This is a genomic window from Duganella kummerowiae (assembly GCF_053572355.1).
In genome coordinates this window covers 267,091-287,273 of record NZ_JBKFEH010000007.1, presented here as the reverse complement: position 1 = coordinate 287,273, position 20,183 = coordinate 267,091, and the positions used below count along the sequence as shown (strand labels likewise).

Below are 20,183 nucleotides of genomic sequence, written 5' to 3'. Positions count from 1 at the left end.
GCCTCAGGCAAAGCCGCTCGCCTGCATCCGGTACATCCGTGCGTAGGCGCCGTCCAGGGCCAGCAGCTGTTCGTGGTTGCCGTATTCGCTGATGGCCTGCTGGTGGAACACGGCGATGCGGTCGGCGTGGCGCGCGCCGGCCAAGCGGTGCGATACCAGGATCACCATGCCGCGCCGCCGCCCCTGCCTGAATTCGCGGAAGATCCTGTCCTCGCTCGGCACGTCCAGCGCGGCGCTGGGCTCATCGAGCACCAGCAGGCCGGGCTCCTCGCGCATGTAGGCGCGCGCCATGGCGATCTTCTGCCATTCGCCGCCCGACAACTCCACCCCGCCATCGAACGTGCGGCCCAGCATGGTGTCGTACTGCCGTGGCAGCTGCTCCAGCACCCGGTCGGCGAAGGCGCGCCAGGCGGCCCGTTGCCAGCGTTCCCGGTTGCCGGCATCGTCGACATCGCCCAGGCCGATGTTCAACCCGGCCGTGAAATGGTATTTGCTGAAATCCTGGAACAGCGCCGAGGTGCGGGCGCGCAGCGCGTCCTCGTTCCACTGCCGCAGGTCGGTGCCATCCAGCGTGATGCTGCCGGCGCTGGGCTGCAGCAGCCCGGCCGCCAGCTTGATGAAGGTCGATTTGCCGGCGCCGTTCATGCCCACCACCGCCAGCGACTTCCCCTCCGGCAGGTGCAGGTTCACGCCGCGCAAGGCCGGCGACTGCTTGCCCGGATAGGTGTAGTGGACATCGATGAAGCGCAGCCCGTCGCCGGGAACCGCCCCCTCCCTGGCGCTGCCCCACACGCTGGCGCTGCTCAAATCGATGATTTTCAGGTAGTTCGAGAAGTGCATCAGGTGGGCACGCATCTGGCTGACGCCGGACAACAGCGTGCTGAGGGTGCCCTGGGTCTGGCGGGTGATGAGCAGCAGCGCCGCCAGCTGGCCTATGCTGATGCTGCCCTGCGCCGCCTGCACGGCGGTAATCGCGTAAACGATATATACGGACAGGGTGCCCAGGCTGTCGACGACGCCGCCGTTCAGGAACCCGCTCCAGGCGATGTGCAGTTCGCGCGCCGCCAGCGCATCGGCCGCGACGGTGTATTGGGGCAGCAGCAGCCTGGGCAGGTTATAGAGCTTGACTTCCTTGGCGTTGTTCCCCAGGACCAGGGCATCCTGCAGGTAATGCTGCTGGGCGGAGGAGCGATGCAGTTCATCGACCATGTTGAACATCCGTTTGTTATGCCGGTCGGACAGCAGGAAGCCGGGTATCGCGGCCGCCGCCAGTATCAGGCCATTCATCGCCGATGACCTGGTAATCACGGCGATTGCGGTGCCCAGCATGACCACGTTCTGCAACAGCGCCAGCCCGCTGAAGAACATGGCAACGCCGCGGCCCACGCCATCCGTCTGCGCCAGCATGTAGTCGCTGCGCATCTGCGGGGTATCGACCTGTTCGTAGCTGAGCGTGAGATACTTGTCCATCAGCCGCAGGACCAGGCTGTTGCGCACGCGGGTAGCAGCCGTGGCCTGGACCACGCTGGCCAGCTTGCCCAGCAAGGCGGCGGCGATCACCAGCGCGGCCTCGGCGGCGACCCAGGCCGGAACGCTGTCGGCCGCGTGCCGGTCGCCGCGCGCCGCCAGCGCTATCGCGTCAAGTACGTAGCCGCCCAACACCGCGATGGCGGCAGGCAGGGCGCCATTGACGAGGGACAGGGCAGTCAATCCCAGCGCCTGCCCCCTGGCCGCGCCAAACACGATCCGTAGCTGCCTTTTCATTGCAGGCTCCATCCATGAGGAGATTACATTATAGGCAAGTAGTTCCAGCTGAAATCAGTACGGTCGCGGCGCTGCGCTTCATACTGTCATGCACAACTTTTCGCTACAGTCCAGGCCAGCCTGCGGGCCTGTTACGGCGCGCCGCCGGCCGGCTGTGCTAGAGTGAGGCACCCTTACTTACGGAGGCCTTATGAAGCGCGTGACAGGTGTAGGCGGTATCTTCTTTTATGCGAAAGACCCGGCGGCGCTGCGCGAGTGGTACCGGCGCCACCTCGGTATCGACGTGCAGCCCTGGGGTGGCGCCGCCTTCGAATGGAAGGATGGCGAAGGCCAGCCGGCAGGCGGCACCACCGCCTGGTGCATCAGCGCGGCGGACAGCGGCCATTTCGCACCCGGCTCGGCTTCCTTCATGGTGAACTACCGCGTGGCCGACCTGGACGGCCTGCTGCAGGCCCTGCGCGACGAGGGCTGCCATGTGCTGGACAAGGCCGACGATTCCGAGTACGGCAAATTCGGCTGGGTGATCGACCCGGAGGGCAACAAGGTCGAATTGTGGGAACCGCCGGCGGGCCAATGATCAGGATCTCCCTGCTGCTTGCCGCCGCCTTCAGCCTGCCGCTGCATGCGGCCGTGGTCGGCCGCACCGTTCCCGCCACGCCGCTGACCGAGGCGCGCGTCGCCGGACAGCCCGAATGGCAGGCCTACCTGGCGCGCTCGCGGGCGCTGATGGCGGCCGACAAGGCGTCGTTCCAGGCCGAGCGCGCCACCGCCGCGCCGCCGCCAGTCATGGAATCGGCGGGCGGCGCCAAAACCATGCCGCTGAACCGCCCCACCGCCTGGTACGCCACGGCCGAGGCGCGCCATATCGCCGACGTGATCGCCAGCTTCCAGACCCCGGCCGGCGGCTGGAGCAAGAACATGGCGCGCGACGGCGCCACCCGTCTCCCGGGCCAGCCCTACGTGGCGGCCCACGCCCGCGCGGCGCCGGACGACGTGCCGTGGAACTGGGTAGGCACTTTCGACAACGACGCCACCACCACCGAGCTGCGCTTCCTGGCGCGGGTCGCCGCCCAGGCGCCCGGGGCCGAGGGCGAGGCCTGGCGCGCCAGCTTCCTGCGCGGCCTCGACTACGTACTGGCCGCGCAATATCCCAACGGCGGCTGGCCGCAAGTCTACCCGCTGCAAGGCGGCTACCACGACGCCATCACCTACAATGACGACGCCATGGCCGATATCGCCAACCTGCTGGCGGACGTCGCCGCCGGCCTGGGCGACTACGCCTTCGTCCCGGCCGACCGGCGCGCTCGCGCCGCCGAGGCGGGCAAGCTCGCCATTGCCTGCATCCTGGCCACCCAGGTGCGCCTGGACGGCCGCCTGACGGCATGGTCGCAGCAATACGATCCCGTCACGCTCAAGCCGGTGGGCGCCCGCAACTTCGAGCCGGACGCCCTGTCCAGCGGCGAGAGCACCGGCCTGCTGCTGTACCTGATGAAACTGGAACAGCCGGCGCCCGGGGTGGCGGCCGCCATCGAGGCCGGCGTGCAATGGCTGCGCGCCACCGCCATCCGCGACCGCGCCTGGCGCCACTCGGCGCAGGGCAGCGTCCTGGCGGAGCAGCCGGGCGCGCCGCTGCTGTGGGCGCGCTACACCAGCCTGGAAAGCGGCAAGCCGGTGTTCGGCGACCGCGACCTGACCCTGCACGACGATGTGATGGAGATCTCGGCCGAGCGCCGCAACGGCTACGCCTGGTACCTCACCGGCGGCCAGCGTGCGCTGTCGGCCTACGCCACTTGGAAGGCGAGGCAGGGCGCAGCCCCACCCTGACAGCGCGCCGCCCACGCGTTTTCGATTGACGCCGTGTGACAGTTGTCGCAAAATACTCCCAACTGTCACAAACGGAGTATATGCAATGGCTGTCCCCTCCCCCACCGAGCTGTGCGTGCTGAAGGCGCTGTGGCGCCAGCATCCGCTGAGCGCGCGCGAAATCCATGACGCCGTCGCCGGTGAACTGGCGTGGTCGTTTTCGTCCACCCGCAAGACGGTCGAGCGCATGCTGGAAAAAGGCATGCTGGTGCAAGCCACGCGCCACGGCGTGCAGGTGTACCAGGCGGCGCTGGAAAAGGTGGGCACGCTGGCCGCCTTCGCCCACGACTTCGGCCGCCGCGTGATGGAAATCGACTCGCCGCTGCCGGTCAACATGTTTACCGGCTCCCGGCTGGTGGACGCCCAGGAACTGGCGCGGCTGGAGCAGATGCTCAGCGACTGGCCGGACGACAAGGACGGCGCCCCGTGACAGCACCGGACTTCCTGCTGCTGCGCCTGGCGCTGGCCAGCCTGTGCTGCCTGGCGGCCGGCGGCAGCGTGTGGGCTCTGGCGGTCCTGTTGCGGCGCTGCCTGCCCGCACTGGCGGCGCAGCGTTCGGCATGGCTGCTGGCCCAGCTGGCGGTGGCGGCCACCTTCCTGCTGGTGCTGCTGCCGCACAGCGAACGGGTGCGCCTGGTGCCCCCCATCGAATACGCGGCGCAAGCCGTCACGCCCTATCTGCCGGCCCGGGAGGCGGCCATCCCGGTGCGCGATCCGGAACACCGTGCGCAACCGGGCGGCACCGATGCCGGCGCCAGCTGGATCACGCTGGCCGCCCGCGCCTGGGGCCTGCTGTACCTGGCCGGCCTGGCCTGCTGCGTGGCGCGGCTGCTGCGCGCGCGCCATGTGCTGGCGCAGTTGGCCGCGACCGGCCGCAGCCTGCCGCCGGCGGGCGGCGCGGCCGTGATCGAAGTCGACGCCCCCATCTCGCCCATGCTGCTGGGCCTGTTCTGGCCGCGCCTGCTGCTGCCCACCCACCTGCACGGCATGGAGCCGCTGCAGCGCCAGCTGATACTGGAGCACGAGCTGGCGCATTTGCGGCGCCGTGACCTGCACTGGATGGCGGCCGGCGCCGCCCTGCAAACCCTGCTGTGGTTCAACCCCTTCATGCACCTGCTGCGCCGCAGCCTGGCCTGGGCCCAGGAGCTGGGCTGCGACCGCGACGTGCTGCGCGGCCGGCCGCTGGTGCAGCGCAAGGCTTACGCGGCGGCCCTGGTGGCGCAGCTGCGCCTGCAATGCCCGCCGGCGCCGCCGGCCCTGGCTTTCGGCGGCGCCGGCGCCCACACCCTGTCCGGACGGGTGGCGGCCATACGCGACCCTGGCAACCCTGGCAGCCCCGCCCAGGCGCGACTGGCCCGAGGGGCCGCCCTGGCGGCGCTGGCCGCCGTGGCGGCCGCCAACTTCGCACTGCAGCCGGCGCTGGCCTGGAACGCCGCGCCGGAACAGCAGGCCTGGAGCGCGCTGGCCTGCACCACCATGGTCGACGCCGCCAGCGGCAAAGCGCTGGAGCACAGCGGCTCGTGCGGCGTGCGCATCACGCCCGTGTCCACCTTCAACATCGCCGTCAGCCTGATGGGCTACGACAGCGGCATCCTGCAGGACCAGCACGCGCCGCTGCTGCCCTTCAAGCCCGGCTACGTGGACTGGCAGCCCAGCTGGCGCCAGGCGCTGGACCCGGCCGGCTGGATACGCACCTCCTCGGTCTGGTACGCCCAGCAGGTCACCGCAGGACTGGGACCGCAGCGCTTCCAGCGCTATGTGCAGGCTTTCGGCTACGGCAACCGCGACGTGGCCGGCGACCCGGGCGCCAACAACGGCCTGCGCATGGCCTGGATAGATTCCTCGCTCAAGATCTCCGCTGACGAGCAGGCCGGCTTCCTGCGCCGCCTGGTCAACCGCGAGCTGGGCGTCTCAACCCACGCCTACGACATGACGGCAGCCCTCTTGCGCCTGGACGTGCAGGCGGACGGCTGGCAAGTGTACGGCAAGACCGGCTCCGGCTACCCGGTCAACGCCGACGGCACGGAAGACCGCGAGCACGCCTATGGCTGGTTCGTCGGCTGGGCCAGCAAGAACGGCCGCACCATCGTGTTCGCCCAGCTGCAGCAGGACCGCAAGGACGAGCCCAGGGCCGCCGGCCCGCGCGTGCGCGACGCCTTCCTGCGCACCCTGCCGGCGCGGCTGGCCGCCGCCCCCTGATTTCCCCCACCAAGATTCCCCCACCAAGAAAGAGCAAACCATGAAGCTGATATTTGCGATGTGCGCCATCGCGGGACTGTCCACGTCCGTCGCCGCGGCCCCGTCCACCCTGCGCGACACCGTGGACGGCGTGATCGCTCCCATCATGAAGCAATACGACGTGCCCGGCGTGGCGGTCGGCGTGATCGTGGACGGCAAGGCGCAATTCTTCAACTACGGCGTGACGGCGCGCAGCGGCGGCGCTGCCGTCACCGAGCACACCCTGTTCGAACTGGGATCGATCAGCAAGACCTTTACCGCCACCCTGGGCATGCTGGCCCGGGCCGAGGGCAAGCTGTCGCTGGACGACCACCCGGGCAAGTACCTGCCGGCGCTGCAAGGGGCCGCCATCGACCAGGCCACCCTGCTGCACCTGGCCACCTACACGGCGGGCGGCCTGCCGCTGCAATTCCCCGACCAGGTGGACGACGCGGACAGCGAACAGGCCATGCTGGCCTATTTCCGCGACTGGAAGCCGGACGCCGCGCCCGGCGCCATACGCCGCTATTCCAATCCCAGCATAGGCCTGTTCGGCCATGCCGCCGCGGCAGCGCTCGGGACCGACATCGCCACCGCCATGGAAACCCGGCTGTTTCCCGCGCTGGGACTGACCTCCACCTACATCAAGGTGCCGGACAGCGCCATGCCCAACTACGCCTGGGGCTACGACAAGCAAAACCGGCAGGTGCGCATGCATCCCGGGGCCCTGGCCGGCGAAGCCTACGGCGTGCGCTCGACGGCGGCCGACATGGTGCGCGTGCTGCAGGTTAACATCGACCCCTCCCTGCTGCAGGGGCCGGTGAGGCGCGCGGTGGAAGCCACCCACCAGGGCTATTTCCGCACCGGCCCCATGACCCAGGCCCTGGGCTGGGAGCGCTACAGCACGCCGTACGACCTGCAGCGCCTGCTAGCGGGCAACAGCAGCGCGATGGCGTGGGAACCCCACCCGACCCGGCGCCTGGCGCCGCCGCTGCCGCCGTCCGGCACCGCGCTGTACAACAAGACCGGTTCGACCGGCGGCTTTGGCGGCTACGCCGTGTTCATCCCATCGCACAAGACCGGCGTCGTCATCCTGGCCAACCGCGCCTACCCAAACGAGGAACGGATCAAGGCCGCCTATGCCATCCTGAAACAGCTGGGCGCCACCGGGCGCTGAAGGCGCTTGCCGCCCGGTACGTCCGGCTGGCGCCGCGCGCCATGTACGCTTGCGCCCGATCAGGGCAGCCCGGTTGCGCCAGCCTAGACTCGATGATGGCGCCCGCCGCCGGCCGCTCGCCTCAGCCTGCCGGCAACAGTGGCGCCAGTGCAAGCAGCAGCTTGTACTCACTCTCTGCTGGAGGGACTACATCATGTCGCACCTGTTTATCCAAGCCCGGCCGCACCGCCGCGCGGCGCTCACCCGCGCGCCGCTTACCCGCCTGGCGCTGGCCTGCGCGGCGCTGTGCGCCCTGCATCCGGTGGCCGCGGCCCAGCCTGGTCCGGAAGCGGCGCCACCCGTCGCCAACATCGTCCTGCCGCGCTTCGGCGTCTACAGCGTCATCAACCTGTGGCCCGAAGCCAGCTGGGCACTGCTGAACGAGCGCGGGCAGGCCGCGTTCGGCTCCGTCAGCTACGAAGGCTTGCGCAACGGCTACTTCGACGGCGACCGCATCCACGAAATCGGCACGCTGGGCGGCGATTACACGGTAGTAAGCGGCTTGAACGACCGTGGCGTGGTGGTCGGCGAGTCGGAGGATGCCGAGGAACACAGCAACATCCTGGCCTATACCTGGACCGTGGCGGAGGGCATACGCGCCCTGCCCGGCATGACCGTGTCCAGCGCCAACGCCATCAACAACCGCAACGAGGCCGTCGGGCTGGTCAGCAGCCCGCCCGTCACCGCCCGCGCCGTGCTGTGGGACGCCAGCCGCGCCATCACGGACCTGGGGCCGCAGCCGTTTTCGCTGTCGGAAGCCTTGGTCGTCAACCAGTCCGGCGACTCGGCCGGCTACGCCGACGTGGCGGACGGCGGCATCCACGCCATGCTGTGGGACCGGGCCGGGGGCCAGACCGACCTGGGCGACATGAACGGCGGCCTGGCTTTCGGCGAGCGCATCAACGACCGCAACGAGGTGGCCGGCACCGCCAGCACCAGCGACGGACGCACCATCGGCTTTTACTGGAACCGGCGCACCGGCATGGTGCCGATCGCCGTGGAAGGCGGCGGTATCCGCCTCGTGGCCGACCTCAACAACCGGGGCGAGATCGTCGGCGACACCGTCATCGGGGAACGCAGCGCAGCCTACCGCTGGACGCTGGCGCGCGGCCTGGCGCCCCTGCCGGCCGGCAACGCCGAGCGTACTGATGTATTCGACATCAACAACCTGGGCGTCATGGCCGGGCTGGTCGTGCGCCCCGGCAGTGGCGGCGCGCAACGCGCGGTCGCCTGGCCGGGGATGTCGCCTCCCATCGACCTGAACGGACTGCTGTACCGGCCGCCGGCGGGGCTGGTGCTGGAAGCGGCGGCTGCCATCAACGACAGCGGCGCCATCCTGGCCCACTCCAACGCCGGGCTGGTGCTGCTGCGGCCCGGCTGGCGCGGCAGCGATGCGCCCGTGCTCGGCCCCCTGCTGGGCTTACCCGACAGCCTGGCGGTGGGCCAGGAACTGGCGCTGACGCTCAACTTCGTCGACCAGAACCGCGACCAGACCCACAGCGCCAGCAGCAGCTGGAGCGACGGCTGCGCATCGGCCGCGCCGGTGGTCAGCGAACGGCACGGCGCCGGGCAGGTACAACTGCGGCACCGCCTGTGCGCGGCGGGCTTCCAGACCGTGCGGGTGCAGGTCGCCGACTCCGGCGGCCGCCAGACCGAAGTGCGGCGGGACATCGTGGTCGATGACCCCGGCCTGGCTGCAGCCAGCGGCAAGGGCCTGCTGGAGGCGGGCGCCACGGCGCCGGCGCCCGGCCGCAAGATGGCGCCGCTGGGCTTTGCCCTGTGGGCGCCGTCCGGCGACAGCGCGGCGGGCGCGGCCGTGGTGTTGTCCGGCCCCTTCCACTTCCGCAGCGAGACCGTGGCCACCAGCATCAGCGGCCGCCAGGCCCGGGTGGAGGGGACGGGACGGCTCAACGGCCGGCCCGGCTACCGTTTCCTGATGGAGGCCGAGGCCGGGGAAACGGCCCGGCTGCGGGTGCGCATCAGCCATGTGGACGCGGCCACCGGCGCCGAGCTGCCCGACTACGACAATGGCGCGCCGAGCCAGGGGCGTGCCGCCGCCGGCATCGACCGCACCGTGGTGCCGCAAGGCTGGCTCAAGGTGCGCGGCTGAGCGGGGCGGAGCCGCGCGGGCTCAGGCCGCGTGCGCCGGCGCCGCATCGGGCTCCGGCAGGGCCGGCTGCAGTCCGGCAGTTAGCGCCACCAGCGCGGCGCGGTCGGACAATTCCACGGCGCGCCGCTCCAGTGCGATCCAGCCATGCTGGCGCAGGCTGGCCAGCTGGCGGCTGACGCATTCGATGGTCAATCCCAGGTAGGAGGCCATGTCCTCGCGTGACATGCGCAACTGGAAGCTGCGCGGCGAAAAGCCGCGCTGGGCATAGCGCCCGCCCAGGTCCAGCAGGAAGCTGGCCAGGCGCTGGTCGGCCCGCATATTTCCGAGGAACATCATCGCAGCCTGCACCCGCAGCAGTTCGCGTCCCAGCAAGTGGTGGAAGCGCTCCAGCAGCCGTGGCGCCTCGGGCAGCAGGGTATTCAGCCGGGCATAGGGTATCTCGCACACCTCGGCATCTTCCAGCGCCATTGCGGCGCTGGCGTGCACGCCGTTGCCTACCGCGTCCATGCCCAGCACGTCGCCGGCCATCTGGAAGCCGGTGACGTGGCTGGCGCCACGGCGATCGGCCTGGGTGGTCTTGAAGTGGCCGAACCGTACCACATACAGGGACTGGCCTGGCTCCCCCATGCGGAACAGCTGCTGGTCGCGCACCACGCGGCGGCGCCGGATGAGGTGCTCCAGCCTGGCCAGTTCGCCGGCGTCCAGGCCCGCCGCCAGGCACAGCGCCCGCAGGGCGCAGCCGCCGCAGCGCACCGGTGCGCCGCGCACCGGCAATGTATGCAGTGGTATGTGCTTGCCCATCGCCCGTCCTCCCGTGTCCATCATGCTTGACAGCGTACCGGTCCAGCCGCATAAAAAGTTTGATACAAATCAAAAATGGACATCTGACCGTGTGCTTGCGCTTATTCCGCAAACATGTCGGCCAGCAGGCCGCGCAGCCAGCGGCCGGCCTCGTCCTGGTGGTAGCGCCGGTGCCAGAACATATTGGTCTGCAGCGGCGGCAGGTCCAGCGGACTGGCGGCATAGGCCAGCTGGAACGGTCCGGCGGCACGCTCGGCCAGCTTGTGCGGCACGGTCGCCACCAGCTCGGTGCTGGCCAGGATGTAGGGCACGGCGGCGAAATGCGGCACGCTGAACGAGCGCGCCAGGTCCACGCCGGCCTGCGCCAGCGCCCGGTTGATGGCGTGGTAAGGGCTGTCCATGGCCGTCACCACCAGGTGGCGGGCGGCGGCCAGGCGCTCCAGCGTCAATTCACCCTGCGCCAGCGGATGACCGGCGCGGAACATGCACACACAGGACTGGCGGAACAGCCGGCGCTGGTACAGCGCGCCGGGGGCATCCTCGAAGGCGCCCAGCGCCAGGTCGATGCGCCCGGCCTCCATCTCGGCGCGCAGGTCGATGGCGCCCAGCCGCACGGTGGCGAGCTCCACCTGCGGCGCCAGCGCCGCGCAGCGCTCCACCAGGCGCGGCATGAAATACATTTCGCCCACGTCCGTCATGGCGACGGTGAAGCGGCGCCGGCTGCTGTCCGCCTGGAATGCGTCGGCCGGACGGAAGGCCTGCTCCAGGCCGGCCAGGGCGGCGGCCACCGGCTCCGCCATGCGCTCGGCGTACGGGGTCGGCTGCATGCCCTCGGCAGTACGCACGAACAAGTCGTCGCCGGTGCTGGTGCGCAACCGCGCCAGCGCGTTGCTGACCGCCGATTGCGTCAGCCGCAAACGCCTGGCCGCGGCCGAGATCTGGCGTTCGCGGAAGATCTCGCGGAACACCAGCAGCAGGTTCAAGTCCAGGTCGCGCAGCTCCATTATTTACACTATAAATAGTCTGAATTTTTGCATTTATATCGCAAATTTAACCGGATTGCACTACATTCTTCCCATCAAACCAGGAGGAGACCACATGACCACCGAAGGATATTTGTCCGGTTTCGGCAACGAATTCGCCACCGAAGCCCTGCCCGGCGCCCTGCCCGCCCACCGCAATTCGCCCCAGCGCGCGCCGTACGGCCTGTATGCCGAGCAGCTGTCCGGCACCGCCTTCACGGCGCCGCGCGCCCATAACCGCCGCAGCTGGCTGTACCGCATCCGTCCGGCCGCCATGCACCAGCCGTTCCGCCAGGTGGACCATGGCCGCATCGTCAGCAGTTTCGACGCGGTGGCGGCGCCGCCCAACCAGCTGCGCTGGGACCCGCTGCCGCTGCCGCCGGCCGAGCTGCCCACCGACTTCATCGACGGCTGGGTCACCATGGCCGGCAACGGCTCACCCGCCGCGCAGAGCGGCAACGCCATCCACCAGTACGCGGCCAACCGCGATATGGCGGGCCGCTATTTCTACAATGCGGACGGCGAGCTGCTGGTGGTGCCGCAGCAGGGCCGGCTGCGCATCGCCACCGAGCTGGGGGTGATGGTGGTCGAGCCGCAGGAAATCGCCGTGCTGCCGCGCGGGGTGCGCTTCCAGGTGACGCTGCCGGACGGCGTGGCGCGCGGCTATGTCTGCGAGAACTACGGCGCCCTGCTGCGCCTGCCTGACCTGGGCCCGATAGGCTCCAATGGCCTGGCCAACCCGCGCGACTTTCTCACCCCGCAGGCGGCCTTTGAAGACATCGAGGGCGATTTCGAACTGCTGGCCAAGTTCGGCGGCAACCTGTGGAGCGCCCGCATCGGCCATTCGCCGCTGGACGTGGTGGCCTGGCATGGCAACTACGCGCCCTACAAGTACGACCTGCGCCACTTCAACACCATCGGTTCGATCAGCTACGACCATCCCGATCCCTCCATCTTCCTGGTGCTGCAGGCGCCATCCGACACACCCGGCGTCGATACACTGGACTTCGTGATCTTCCCGCCGCGCTGGCTGGCGGCCGAAAACACCTTCCGTCCGCCCTGGTTCCACCGCAATGTCGCCAGCGAATTCATGGGGCTGATCGTAGGCCAGTACGACGCCAAGTCGGAAGGCTTCCGCCCCGGCGGCGCCAGCCTGCACAACTGCATGGCGGGCCACGGCCCGGACCTGGCCACGTTTGAAAAAGCCAGCGCCAGCGACACCCGCCAGCCGCACAAGGTGGACCACACCATGGCCTTCATGTTCGAAACGCGCGACGTGTTACGCCCCACCGCCTGGGCGCTGGCCACGCCCCAGCTGCAGCCGGACTACTACCAGTGCTGGCAGGGGTTCACCAAGCACTTCACGGGCAAGCCGGCCTGAATCCGCTAGCCGGCCGGGGCGCGCAGGAGGGGCGCGCCCCGTTGTTGGGATTGGAGCGGGACCGCCCCCGGTTCCCGGCCGCCGTCAGTCGCTGGTACTCGGACTCCAGAAGGCCTGGCGCACGAAGGACAGCGCCTGCAACTGGGCCACCAGGGCATCCAGTTCGCCGCCGTCCACCGAGGTGCTGGCCAGGGTGGCCTCGATTTCCACCTCGTCCTGGCCGAAGGCGTGCAGGTTGAGGTCACGGGCCGGATAATTGCCGCGTTCCAGCAGCTGCTCCAGCTCGGCCATCACTTTTTTCTGCTGCGCGCGCTCGGCAATCACATACACGGTATTGGTGGCTTCCACCGACACCACATCGATGGGCTTGCGGTTGATGCTGTTGACGATGGGCCGCAGCAGGGTATTGGCCGACAGCACGAACAGCGTGGCCAGCAGCGCCTCCAGTATCAGGTCGGCGCCGGCCGCCGCACCCACGCAGGCGGAACCCCACAAGGTCGCGGCCGTGTTCAGTCCGCGCACATTGCCTTCCTCGCGCATGATGGCGCCGGCGCCCAGGAAACCAATGCCGGACACCACGTAGGCGATCACGTGCACCGCCCCCTCGTGTCCCTGCAGGCGGTTGGCCATGTCCACGAACATGGCGGCGCCCACCGCCACCAGCACGTTGGTGCGCAAGCCTGCCGTCCGCTGCCGGTATTGCCGCTCCAGCCCGATCGCCCCGCCCAGGATGAAGGCGGACAGCAGGCTGACCAGGGTATCGGCCAACGAATTCAAATTGATGTTCAACAACGCCTGCATGTGATCTCCTATATGGCCCGCTCATTCCTCGCGCCGGTACGGCAGCCGCAGGCTGAAGCGCGCCCCGCCCTGCGCCAGGTTGACCGCCTCTATGGCGCCGCCATGGGCCTGCAGCACCGCCTTCGACAGCGCCAGCCCGAGGCCGTATCCATCGACCTGCCCGGCGCGTGCCCGCTCGCCCCGGAAAAAGCGGTCGAACAGGAAGGGCAGTTCGGACGCCGCCACGCCGGCGCCCTGGTCGGTGATCTCGACCACGGCCTCCGCCCTCTCGGTTGCGGTCCGCACCAGCACCTGTGCGCCGGCCGGCGAGAACTTGATGGCGTTGTCCAGCACGTTGCGCAGCGCCAGCGCCAGCGGCGCCAGCTCCACCAGCACGGCCTCGCTGGCGGCATTGTCCAGCACCAGCTCGACGCCACGCTCGCGCGCCGCCGGCCGCATGCGGCTCACGGCGTCGCAAGCCAGCCGCACCAGCTCGATGCGGCCGGCCGGTGCGCCCTGCTGGCCGCCGTCGAGCCGGGCCAGCAGCAGCAATTCTTCCACCAGCGTGGTCAGGCGCTCCACCTCGTCCAGGCAGGAACGCAGGGTGCCCACGTAGTAGGCTTGCTCGCGCGGGCGGCGCAGGCTGATCTCGATCTCGGCGCGCAGCCGCGACAGCGGCGAGCGCAGCTCATGCGAGGCGTCGGCCGTGAAGCGCTGCTGGATGTCGAAGGCGCGCTCGATGCGCCCCAGCATGGCGTTCAGGGTATCGACCAGGTGGCCGACCTCGTCGTCGCCGCCCGGGTGCGGCAGGCGCCGGTCCAGCTTGCCGTCCTCGATCTGGGCGGCCTGGTCGACGATATGCTCGAGCGCCACGAACACCTTGCGCGACAGGCGCGCGCCGGCCCAGCCGGTCGCCGCCAGCAGGACCGCCGCCATGCAGGCGAACAGGATGGCGGCCGATTTGCGCACCCGGTTCATGTCATCCATCGAACCGGCCACCTGCACCGCATAGGCCTGGCCATCCACCTGCGCCGGCAGGGACACGCGCCGCAGCGGCTCCTCGCTGGTGTCCGGCAAGGTCTCGAACACGGTCTCGCCGGCCGCCAGCCGGGCCAGCAGCGCGGCCGGCACCGGCAGCCGCTCCGGTCCCAGGTTGGCGCTGCGCGCCAGCACATGGCCGTTGCCATCGATGATCTGCACCAGCCGGTCCAGCCGCACCAGGGAGGGGATGCTGCCGGCCGGCGCCTCATGCACATGCACCGGGCCGGCGCCCTCGGCCAGCGCGGCCACCTCGGTTTCCGCCAGGGCCAGCAGGGCGCCATCGAGCTGGCGCAGCAGCGATTGCGACAGCAGCCACCAGCCGCCGGCCGCCGTGCCGCCCACCGCCACCAGGATGGCCAGCAGGTGCGGCAGCACCAGCCGGCGCCGCAGGCTAAGAACCCGCATTCTAAGCACGCGGCTCTCCGGGCACGGCGAGGCGGAAGCCCTGCCCGCGCACGGTGTCGATCTGGGCCGCGCTGCCGGCGGCGTCCAGCTTGCGGCGCAGGTTCTTCATGTGGACGTCGATCAGGTTGTCGATGGCGATCAGGTCGGCGTGCCAGACATGCTCGGCCAGCTGCAGCCGGCTGACGATCTGGCCCTGGCGCTGCATGAACAATTCCAGGATGGCGTATTCCTTGCGGGTCAGGTCGAGGCCGACGCCGTCCCGGCTGACTGCGCGCGCATCCTGCTCCAGCAGCAGGTCGCCGGCGCGCAGGACGACCGGCGCCGCCTGGCGCGCGCGCCGCAGCAGGGCCCGCACCCTGGCCAGCAGCTCGCCGAAAAAGAAGGGCTTGGTCAGGTAATCGTCGGCGCCCGTGTCCAGGCCGGCGATGCGGTCGGCCACGGCATCGCGCGCCGTCAGCATGATGACCGGCATGCGCCAGCCGGCCCGGCGCCAGTCGCCGCACAGGGCGACGCCATCGCGGCCCGGCAGCATCCAGTCCAGGATCGCCAGGTCCACGCTGGACAGGTCGAAGGCGCCGGCTTCCTGCGCCGTATGGGCGATCGACACCCGGTAGCCCTCTTCTTCCAGGCCGCGGGCCAGCAGGCGCGCCGCCTTATGATCGTCTTCCACCAACAGGATATGCATGGTGGCGCAGTATAGCAGCGCCGGCGCGCCGCCTTCCTGAAGAAGAATTCAGGCAGCAAGCCGGCCGGATTTTGTACCATGGGCAGGCTGCACGATTCCGAACGGCTTAACACCGGCACTAATGCCAGATATTCATGACCATGATGGCCCCCGCACCCCTGATCCTGTTCATCGGCCGCTCCGCCCAGGCGCTGGACGTCCTGCAGCGCCTGGCCGTTTGTGGCTACCTGACGGAAACAGCGTGCGACGGCGCAGCCGCCGTGCTGGCCGCCATGACATCGGCGCCGCATGCGGTGGTGATCGAGACGGGATGGGGGAATGGAGAAGGATGGCGGACCGCGCAGACCCTGCGCGCGATCCCGGACTTGTGCGATGTGCCGCTGCTGGCCCTGGATTGCAGTGGCGGACCCGGCTGCGGCGCCACGGGCCGCCTGTTCGATGGCTGGCTGCCTCCAACCGGGGACGACCAGGCCTTGCGCCTGGCGATAGACGCCTGCCTGAACCAGCCTCCGCCCCCTACCTTGCGCAGCAAGCCGGCCGGCACCCGCCAGCCGCTACGGCTGGCGCGGCGCCGCGCGGCCTAGCGCGCGCGCCGTGGCGCCCTGGGTCGTGGGCGTATCAGCAGCCCAGGCCAATCGACCAGCCCGGACGGGCGCTGCCGTTGTCCAGTGCGCGCTGGCGGTCTTCCAGGTCATACAGGTCGCCGGCGCCATCGAGGTAGTCCTGCTCCCAGCCGGCCACTTCCTGTTCGCTCTCGGTAGACTGGGCCTGGCCATTGCTGGCGAACAGGGCGCGCAGGGCGGCCGCGGCGAAGTCGAACAAGGGGCTGAAGCTGATGCTGCTGGAAGCGCTGGTGGCGGCAAACGTGGATGCGGACATGATCTGAACTCCTTTTTAACCAGTACATGATGTTGCACTGCAGTACCAGTATAGCGATTCAGCGTTATAAGGCTACTTTAGATTTGGCATGTCCAGCATTCACAAACCAGATAACACGACCTTGCTTGCAACCTTGCTGCGCCGCTCGAACAGCCAGAAACGCTCGTTGGTCACGCCGGGACGCGAACCGCGCCACACTTCGCGCCATTGCGCCGTATCGATCTCCGGTTCGCCATGGGCGGCCTCGCGCTGGACCAGCAGCGCGCTGCAGGGCGCGTCCGGCGCCACCTCGCGCCGCACCGGATTGCGGCCGGTGACGTAGCGCAGCATGGCGCGTTCGCCCTCGCCCAGGTTGATGCTGGACAGGCAAGTGGTGGCCGGCGGAATGGGCATGGCGGCAAACACGCCCCGGTAGCTCTTGGCAAAGTCCAGCCACGGCATCCACAGCGTGGTCAGCAGCGACCAGCTGAGCGTGATGCCCAGCGCCCACACCGTCAGGCCGCGTGCCGGCAGCGCCCACAGCAGGCGCAGCACGGCCACCGCGCCGGCCGCCAGCAGCAGCGCCGCCGTCGCATGGGCGGCGTCGAAGTAAGGGACGAACTCGACCGGCAGCAGGCGCAGCAGTTGCGGCCAGGCCGGCGGCATGCCGGTCGCCATCATCAACAGCCAGGCCACCACCACGGCCGCCGCCAGCGATCCGAACACGGCCAGGCCCAGCGCGCAAAAGGCCGCGTCCACCGCCCGGGGCAGCTGCTGCGCGCCACGCGCGGCCAGCAGCGCCAGCGGCACCAGCAGCGGCCAGGCATACACGCAGCGCGCCGACGAGGAAGTCGCCAGCACCAGCAGCAGCACGGCCGACGCCACCAGCGCATACTGCACGGCCGGCGTGGCCAGCGCCGTGCGGCGCATGCGCCACAGCGTCCACAGGGCGAGGGGCGCGGCCGGGAAGGTGAACCAGGGCAGGGTCCGGGTCCAGAACCACGGCGCGTGCTCGGTGCGCAGCTGCGGCACCGAGAAGCCGAGGAAGCGGCCCACGTTATTCATCCAGAACCAGTCCATGAACAGCTGCGGCGAGCGCAGGTACAGGCATACCGGCCACACCACACACCACGGCAGGCTGACCAGGGCGGCAATGGCCAGCCCGCGCCAGTAGGCGCGCCGGCGCCAGTGGGCAAAACACAGCGGCAGCAGCAGCGCGGTGGCGCCCATCACGGCCGGCCCCAGCAGCCCCTTGGACAGGAAGCCCATGCCCCAGCCCAGGCCGATCAGTACGCCGCCACGGGCTGGATGCTCCAGGATCCAGGTGGTCCCCAGCGCCGCCAGCGCGAAACTGGCCAGCAGCGGGATGTCGGGCATCATCAAATGACTTTGTTCCAGCGAGCCCAGGCAGGCCAGCAGGGCCAGCGCCGCATAGCGGCCCGTGCCCTGCCCCCACCAGCGGCGCGCCGTGGCGGCGGTGGCGCCGCAGGCGGTCAGCATGAACATGCCGGACGCCAGCCGCGCGCCGTCGTGCAGCGGCAACACGCCCGACAGCAGCCGGGCAAAGACCGTGGCAACCCAGTAGAACAGCGGCGGCTTTTCCATGAAGGGCTCGCCGGCCAAGGTGGGGACCACCCAGTCGCCGCTCTCCAGCATGTGGTGGATGACGCCGAACACATAGGCCTCGTCGGCCTTCCAGGGATCGTGGCCGCACAGGCCGGCAAAGATGTACACCAGGGCGATGGCGCCGCAGGCCCAGGCGGCCGGTGTGGCGGATCGTGTGAATTGCAGGGTATGCGGCAGCCGCAGGCTGCCCGTGTTTGCGCTCGACATCGTTTATCCGGAATAAGGGAAGGATGGGCAGCAAAGCGGGGCTGCGGTACTTGCAGTCAGTCGGAACAGGTCGCGGGCGCGCTGATTGGGCGCCGGCGATAATTTCCGTTAAGCAATGAGACTATTTTACATGCATGTCGCATGCAAAGCACGGAAATGTTGCAACCCTGTGCCACGGAGGACTACACATGCTGCTGAACGGGCTGGCCGCTGCGAATGGGCGCCAGCGGTGCGCTTGATTGAAAAGGCACGTTTCATGTCATTATGTCGGCTATGACATATGACACGCCACCGGAATCGCCATGAAAACCGCCGTATTCAGCGCCAGACGCTATGACAAGACCATGCTGGCGCGCGCCAACAGCGAGGCCGGCGCCGGCCACGAGCTGCGCTTCCTGGAAGACCGCCTGACGGCGGCCAGTGCGCCGCTGGCGGCCGGCTGCGAGGCGGTCTGCGTGTTCGTCAACGACACGGTGGACGCCGGCACCCTGGCCATCCTGGCCGGGCTGGGGGTGCGCCTGGTGGCCACCCGCTCGACCGGCTACAACCAGATCGACGCGGCCGCCGCCGCACGCCATGGCATCGCCGTGGTGCGCGTGACCGACTATTCGCCGCACTCGGTGGCGGAATTCGCGGTCGGGCTGCTGCTGGCGGTGAACCGCAAGATCGTGCGCGCCAGCGTGCGCACGCGCGACGGCAATTTCGACCTCGACGGCCTGATGGGCTTCGACCTGCACGGCAAGACCGTGGGCGTGATCGGCACCGGCAAGATAGGCAGCATCTTTGCGCGCATCATGGCCGGCTTCGGCTGCACCGTGCTCGGCCATGACAGCCATCCCTCGCCCGCCTTTGCAGCACTGGGCGGACGCTACGTGGCGGTGGAGGAACTCCTGGCTTGCAGCGACGTGGTCTCGCTGCACTGCCCGCTGACCAGCGAGACCCGCCACATCGTCAACGCGGCCTCGCTGGCGCGCGCCAAGCGCGGCAGCATCCTGGTCAACACCAGCCGCGGCGGACTGATCGACACCGAGGCCGCCATCGCGGCGCTCAAGACCGGCCAGCTGGGCGGCCTGGCCATCGACGTCTACGAGCAGGAGGCGGCGCTGTTCTTCCAGGACCTGTCCTCCACCGTCATCTGCGACGACGTGATCCAGCGCCTGGTGTCCTTCCCCAATGTGATCGTCACCGGCCACCAGGCATTCTTCACGCTGGAAGCCATCGGCCAGATCATGCGCACCACCGTGGACAGCATCACGGCCTTCGAACGCGGCGAGCCGCTGGCCAACCGCATCCCGCCGCCTTAGACCCCGTTCAACGTGCCCCTGGCGCCGTTACGCCGCCTCGCACCGCTCATGTTGAAACGGCTTACTGGTTCGCCACCTGGAAGGTGCAGCTGGCGAAGAACTCGTAGCGGTCCGGGCAAATGTGGAAAGTGGAGAAGTCGCAGCACTCGCCGTTCGGGTAGGAGGAAGTGCGCGTCATCACCAGCAGCGGGCTGCCGCTCTTGACCTTCAGGATACGCGCCACCCCGGCGGACGCCGCCTCGGCGCGGATGGCGATTTCGGCCTGCGCCACGCCCTTGCCGTCCAGGGCGGCCAGCAGCGCGTAGTTCGGCGTGTGCGCCACCTCGCCGGCAGGCAGCGCTGCGATGGCGCGCGGCAGGTGGCTGGCGCCCAGCGCGATCGGACGGCCCTCCACCAGATGCAGGCGGCGCAGCAGCACGCAGCCGCCATCACCGCCGCTGAAACGGCCCTGCAGATGCTCGGGCACCGCCGCCGGATCCAGCGACAGCAGCCGCATCTCCGGCTTCAGTCCCTGCTGCAGCAGCGAATCGTGGAAGCTGCGCAGCGCGTCCAGGCCGTGGCGCACGCGCCGTCCGGCCACATAGGTACCCTTGCCCTGCTTGCGCTCCACCGTGCCCTCCCCGGCCAGCTGGTCCATGGCTTGCCGCACCGTGATGCGGCTGACGCCGAAGCGCTGGCACAGCTGCGCCTCGGACGGCAGCTTGCCGGACGGTTCATAGACGCCATTCATGGCCTCCTCGCGCAGGCGGGTGGCGATCTGCTGGTACAGGGCGGTGACGTTCTTGCGTTCCAGGGTGCTGGTGCTCATGTTAGGGCTTGCTTGTAGGCTTGTTGGTAGGCTTGTTTGCGGGCTGATGCGCAGAAACTGGATATCGATATACGGATTGCTTAGTTCGGCCAACT

The 20,183-nt window shown here is 69.3% G+C and carries 18 protein-coding genes and 1 pseudogene; 10 read left to right on the top strand and 9 right to left on the bottom strand.

Annotation, left to right across the window (positions count from 1 at the left end; all coding sequences use genetic code 11):
- Positions 1-3 precede the first annotated feature (3 nt).
- On the bottom strand, positions 4-1,764 hold the full coding sequence (locus ACLB1G_RS06860) for an ABC transporter ATP-binding protein (RefSeq protein ID WP_491626449.1): 1,761 nt from the start codon (positions 1,762-1,764) through the stop codon (positions 4-6).
- Positions 1,765-1,954: 190 nt separating this feature from the next.
- On the opposite strand from ACLB1G_RS06860, the gene ACLB1G_RS06855 reads away from it, so the two are divergent.
- From ACLB1G_RS06855 to ACLB1G_RS06825, 7 genes and pseudogenes are all read left to right on the top strand, one after another.
- A complete protein-coding gene (locus tag ACLB1G_RS06855) occupies positions 1,955-2,341 on the top strand; it encodes a VOC family protein (RefSeq protein WP_491626448.1) in 387 nt (128 codons plus the stop codon).
- Positions 2,338-3,588, top strand: a complete 1,251-nt coding sequence (gene pelA, locus ACLB1G_RS06850; RefSeq protein WP_491626447.1) for a pectate lyase — start codon at positions 2,338-2,340, stop codon at positions 3,586-3,588. Before ACLB1G_RS06855 ends, pelA begins: the two co-directional genes overlap by 4 nt.
- A gap of 85 nt (positions 3,589-3,673) precedes the next feature.
- Entirely contained in the window at positions 3,674-4,057 is a 384-nt protein-coding gene (locus ACLB1G_RS06845; protein WP_491626446.1) for a BlaI/MecI/CopY family transcriptional regulator, read from the top strand.
- Positions 4,054-4,926: pseudogene (locus tag ACLB1G_RS06840) on the top strand (M56 family metallopeptidase); the annotation flags it as partial. The gene ACLB1G_RS06845 and the pseudogene ACLB1G_RS06840, both read left to right, overlap by 4 nt.
- An 87-nt stretch (positions 4,927-5,013) precedes the next feature.
- Positions 5,014-5,826, top strand: coding sequence for a class D beta-lactamase (gene blaOXA / locus ACLB1G_RS06835; RefSeq protein WP_491626632.1), 813 nt, complete (start codon positions 5,014-5,016; stop codon positions 5,824-5,826).
- Between the two features lie 40 nt (positions 5,827-5,866).
- Entirely contained in the window at positions 5,867-7,021 is a 1,155-nt protein-coding gene (gene ampC / locus ACLB1G_RS06830; RefSeq protein ID WP_491626445.1) for a class C beta-lactamase, read from the top strand.
- A gap of 193 nt (positions 7,022-7,214) precedes the next feature.
- Positions 7,215-9,170 carry a hypothetical protein gene (locus ACLB1G_RS06825; RefSeq protein ID WP_491626444.1) on the top strand — a complete coding sequence of 652 codons (1,956 nt, stop codon included), beginning with the start codon at positions 7,215-7,217 and terminating at the stop codon, positions 9,168-9,170.
- 21 nt (positions 9,171-9,191) lie between these two features.
- On the opposite strand, the gene ACLB1G_RS06820 is transcribed toward ACLB1G_RS06825, so the two are convergent.
- Positions 9,192-9,971, bottom strand: coding sequence for a helix-turn-helix domain-containing protein (locus tag ACLB1G_RS06820; protein ID WP_491626443.1), 780 nt, complete (start codon positions 9,969-9,971; stop codon positions 9,192-9,194).
- A gap of 101 nt (positions 9,972-10,072) precedes the next feature.
- Positions 10,073-10,975, bottom strand: coding sequence for a LysR family transcriptional regulator (locus ACLB1G_RS06815; RefSeq protein WP_491626442.1), 903 nt, complete (start codon positions 10,973-10,975; stop codon positions 10,073-10,075).
- A 94-nt stretch (positions 10,976-11,069) separates the two neighbouring features.
- Between ACLB1G_RS06815 and hmgA the strand changes: the two genes are divergently transcribed.
- Positions 11,070-12,374, top strand: coding sequence for a homogentisate 1,2-dioxygenase (gene hmgA, locus ACLB1G_RS06810; RefSeq protein ID WP_491626441.1), 1,305 nt, complete (start codon positions 11,070-11,072; stop codon positions 12,372-12,374).
- Between the two features lie 84 nt (positions 12,375-12,458).
- Here hmgA and ACLB1G_RS06805 read toward each other — a convergent pair whose 3' ends face one another.
- Genes ACLB1G_RS06805 through ACLB1G_RS06795 form a run of 3 tightly spaced genes read right to left on the bottom strand, consistent with a single transcriptional unit; the run spans position 12,459 to position 15,285 of the window.
- Positions 12,459-13,175, bottom strand: coding sequence for an MgtC/SapB family protein (locus ACLB1G_RS06805; protein WP_491626440.1), 717 nt, complete (start codon positions 13,173-13,175; stop codon positions 12,459-12,461).
- A gap of 21 nt (positions 13,176-13,196) precedes the next feature.
- Positions 13,197-14,600, bottom strand: a complete 1,404-nt coding sequence (locus ACLB1G_RS06800) for a sensor histidine kinase (RefSeq protein WP_491626439.1) — start codon at positions 14,598-14,600, stop codon at positions 13,197-13,199.
- Between the two features lies 1 nt (position 14,601).
- On the bottom strand, positions 14,602-15,285 hold the full coding sequence (locus ACLB1G_RS06795; RefSeq protein WP_491626438.1) for a response regulator transcription factor: 684 nt from the start codon (positions 15,283-15,285) through the stop codon (positions 14,602-14,604).
- A gap of 140 nt (positions 15,286-15,425) precedes the next feature.
- On the opposite strand from ACLB1G_RS06795, the gene ACLB1G_RS06790 reads away from it, so the two are divergent.
- The gene (locus ACLB1G_RS06790) at positions 15,426-15,869 is read left to right on the top strand and encodes a response regulator (protein ID WP_491626437.1); all 444 of its coding nucleotides are present in this window, start codon (positions 15,426-15,428) and stop codon (positions 15,867-15,869) included.
- A gap of 34 nt (positions 15,870-15,903) precedes the next feature.
- Here the strand turns inward: ACLB1G_RS06790 and ACLB1G_RS06785 are convergent, their stop codons facing one another.
- Together ACLB1G_RS06785 and ACLB1G_RS06780 are read right to left on the bottom strand one after the other, a co-directional pair.
- On the bottom strand, positions 15,904-16,164 hold the full coding sequence (locus ACLB1G_RS06785; RefSeq protein WP_491626436.1) for a hypothetical protein: 261 nt from the start codon (positions 16,162-16,164) through the stop codon (positions 15,904-15,906).
- Positions 16,165-16,263: 99 nt separating this feature from the next.
- Positions 16,264-17,976, bottom strand: a complete 1,713-nt coding sequence (locus tag ACLB1G_RS06780; protein ID WP_491626435.1) for an ArnT family glycosyltransferase — start codon at positions 17,974-17,976, stop codon at positions 16,264-16,266.
- A 302-nt stretch (positions 17,977-18,278) separates the two neighbouring features.
- Between ACLB1G_RS06780 and ACLB1G_RS06775 the strand changes: the two genes are divergently transcribed.
- Positions 18,279-19,280 carry a 2-hydroxyacid dehydrogenase gene (locus tag ACLB1G_RS06775; protein WP_491626434.1) on the top strand — a complete coding sequence of 334 codons (1,002 nt, stop codon included), beginning with the start codon at positions 18,279-18,281 and terminating at the stop codon, positions 19,278-19,280.
- A 61-nt stretch (positions 19,281-19,341) separates the two neighbouring features.
- Here the strand turns inward: ACLB1G_RS06775 and ACLB1G_RS06770 are convergent, their stop codons facing one another.
- Positions 19,342-20,088, bottom strand: a complete 747-nt coding sequence (locus tag ACLB1G_RS06770) for a GntR family transcriptional regulator (RefSeq protein ID WP_491626433.1) — start codon at positions 20,086-20,088, stop codon at positions 19,342-19,344.
- Between the last annotated feature and the right edge of the window lie 95 nt (positions 20,089-20,183).

Bases quoted from the DNA above. Each gene is read 5' to 3' on its own strand.
- ACLB1G_RS06775 (WP_491626434.1), top strand. From the start codon at position 18,279: ATGAAAACCGCCGTATTCAGCGCCAGACGCTATGACAAGACCATGCTG.
- ACLB1G_RS06805 (WP_491626440.1), bottom strand. From the start codon at position 13,175: ATGCAGGCGTTGTTGAACATCAATTTGAATTCGTTGGCCGATACCCTG.
- ACLB1G_RS06795 (WP_491626438.1), bottom strand. From the start codon at position 15,285: ATGCATATCCTGTTGGTGGAAGACGATCATAAGGCGGCGCGCCTGCTG.
- ACLB1G_RS06825 (WP_491626444.1), top strand. From the start codon at position 7,215: ATGTCGCACCTGTTTATCCAAGCCCGGCCGCACCGCCGCGCGGCGCTC.
- ampC (WP_491626445.1), top strand. From the start codon at position 5,867: ATGAAGCTGATATTTGCGATGTGCGCCATCGCGGGACTGTCCACGTCC.
- ACLB1G_RS06860 (WP_491626449.1), bottom strand. From the start codon at position 1,764: ATGAAAAGGCAGCTACGGATCGTGTTTGGCGCGGCCAGGGGGCAGGCG.
- ACLB1G_RS06770 (WP_491626433.1), bottom strand. From the start codon at position 20,088: ATGAGCACCAGCACCCTGGAACGCAAGAACGTCACCGCCCTGTACCAG.
- ACLB1G_RS06845 (WP_491626446.1), top strand. From the start codon at position 3,674: ATGGCTGTCCCCTCCCCCACCGAGCTGTGCGTGCTGAAGGCGCTGTGG.
- ACLB1G_RS06820 (WP_491626443.1), bottom strand. From the start codon at position 9,971: ATGGGCAAGCACATACCACTGCATACATTGCCGGTGCGCGGCGCACCG.
- ACLB1G_RS06790 (WP_491626437.1), top strand. From the start codon at position 15,426: ATGATGGCCCCCGCACCCCTGATCCTGTTCATCGGCCGCTCCGCCCAG.
- hmgA (WP_491626441.1), top strand. From the start codon at position 11,070: ATGACCACCGAAGGATATTTGTCCGGTTTCGGCAACGAATTCGCCACC.
- pelA (WP_491626447.1), top strand. From the start codon at position 2,338: ATGATCAGGATCTCCCTGCTGCTTGCCGCCGCCTTCAGCCTGCCGCTG.
- ACLB1G_RS06815 (WP_491626442.1), bottom strand. From the start codon at position 10,975: ATGGAGCTGCGCGACCTGGACTTGAACCTGCTGCTGGTGTTCCGCGAG.
- ACLB1G_RS06780 (WP_491626435.1), bottom strand. From the start codon at position 17,976: ATGTCGAGCGCAAACACGGGCAGCCTGCGGCTGCCGCATACCCTGCAA.
- ACLB1G_RS06855 (WP_491626448.1), top strand. From the start codon at position 1,955: ATGAAGCGCGTGACAGGTGTAGGCGGTATCTTCTTTTATGCGAAAGAC.
- ACLB1G_RS06785 (WP_491626436.1), bottom strand. From the start codon at position 16,164: ATGTCCGCATCCACGTTTGCCGCCACCAGCGCTTCCAGCAGCATCAGC.
- ACLB1G_RS06800 (WP_491626439.1), bottom strand. From the start codon at position 14,600: ATGCGGGTTCTTAGCCTGCGGCGCCGGCTGGTGCTGCCGCACCTGCTG.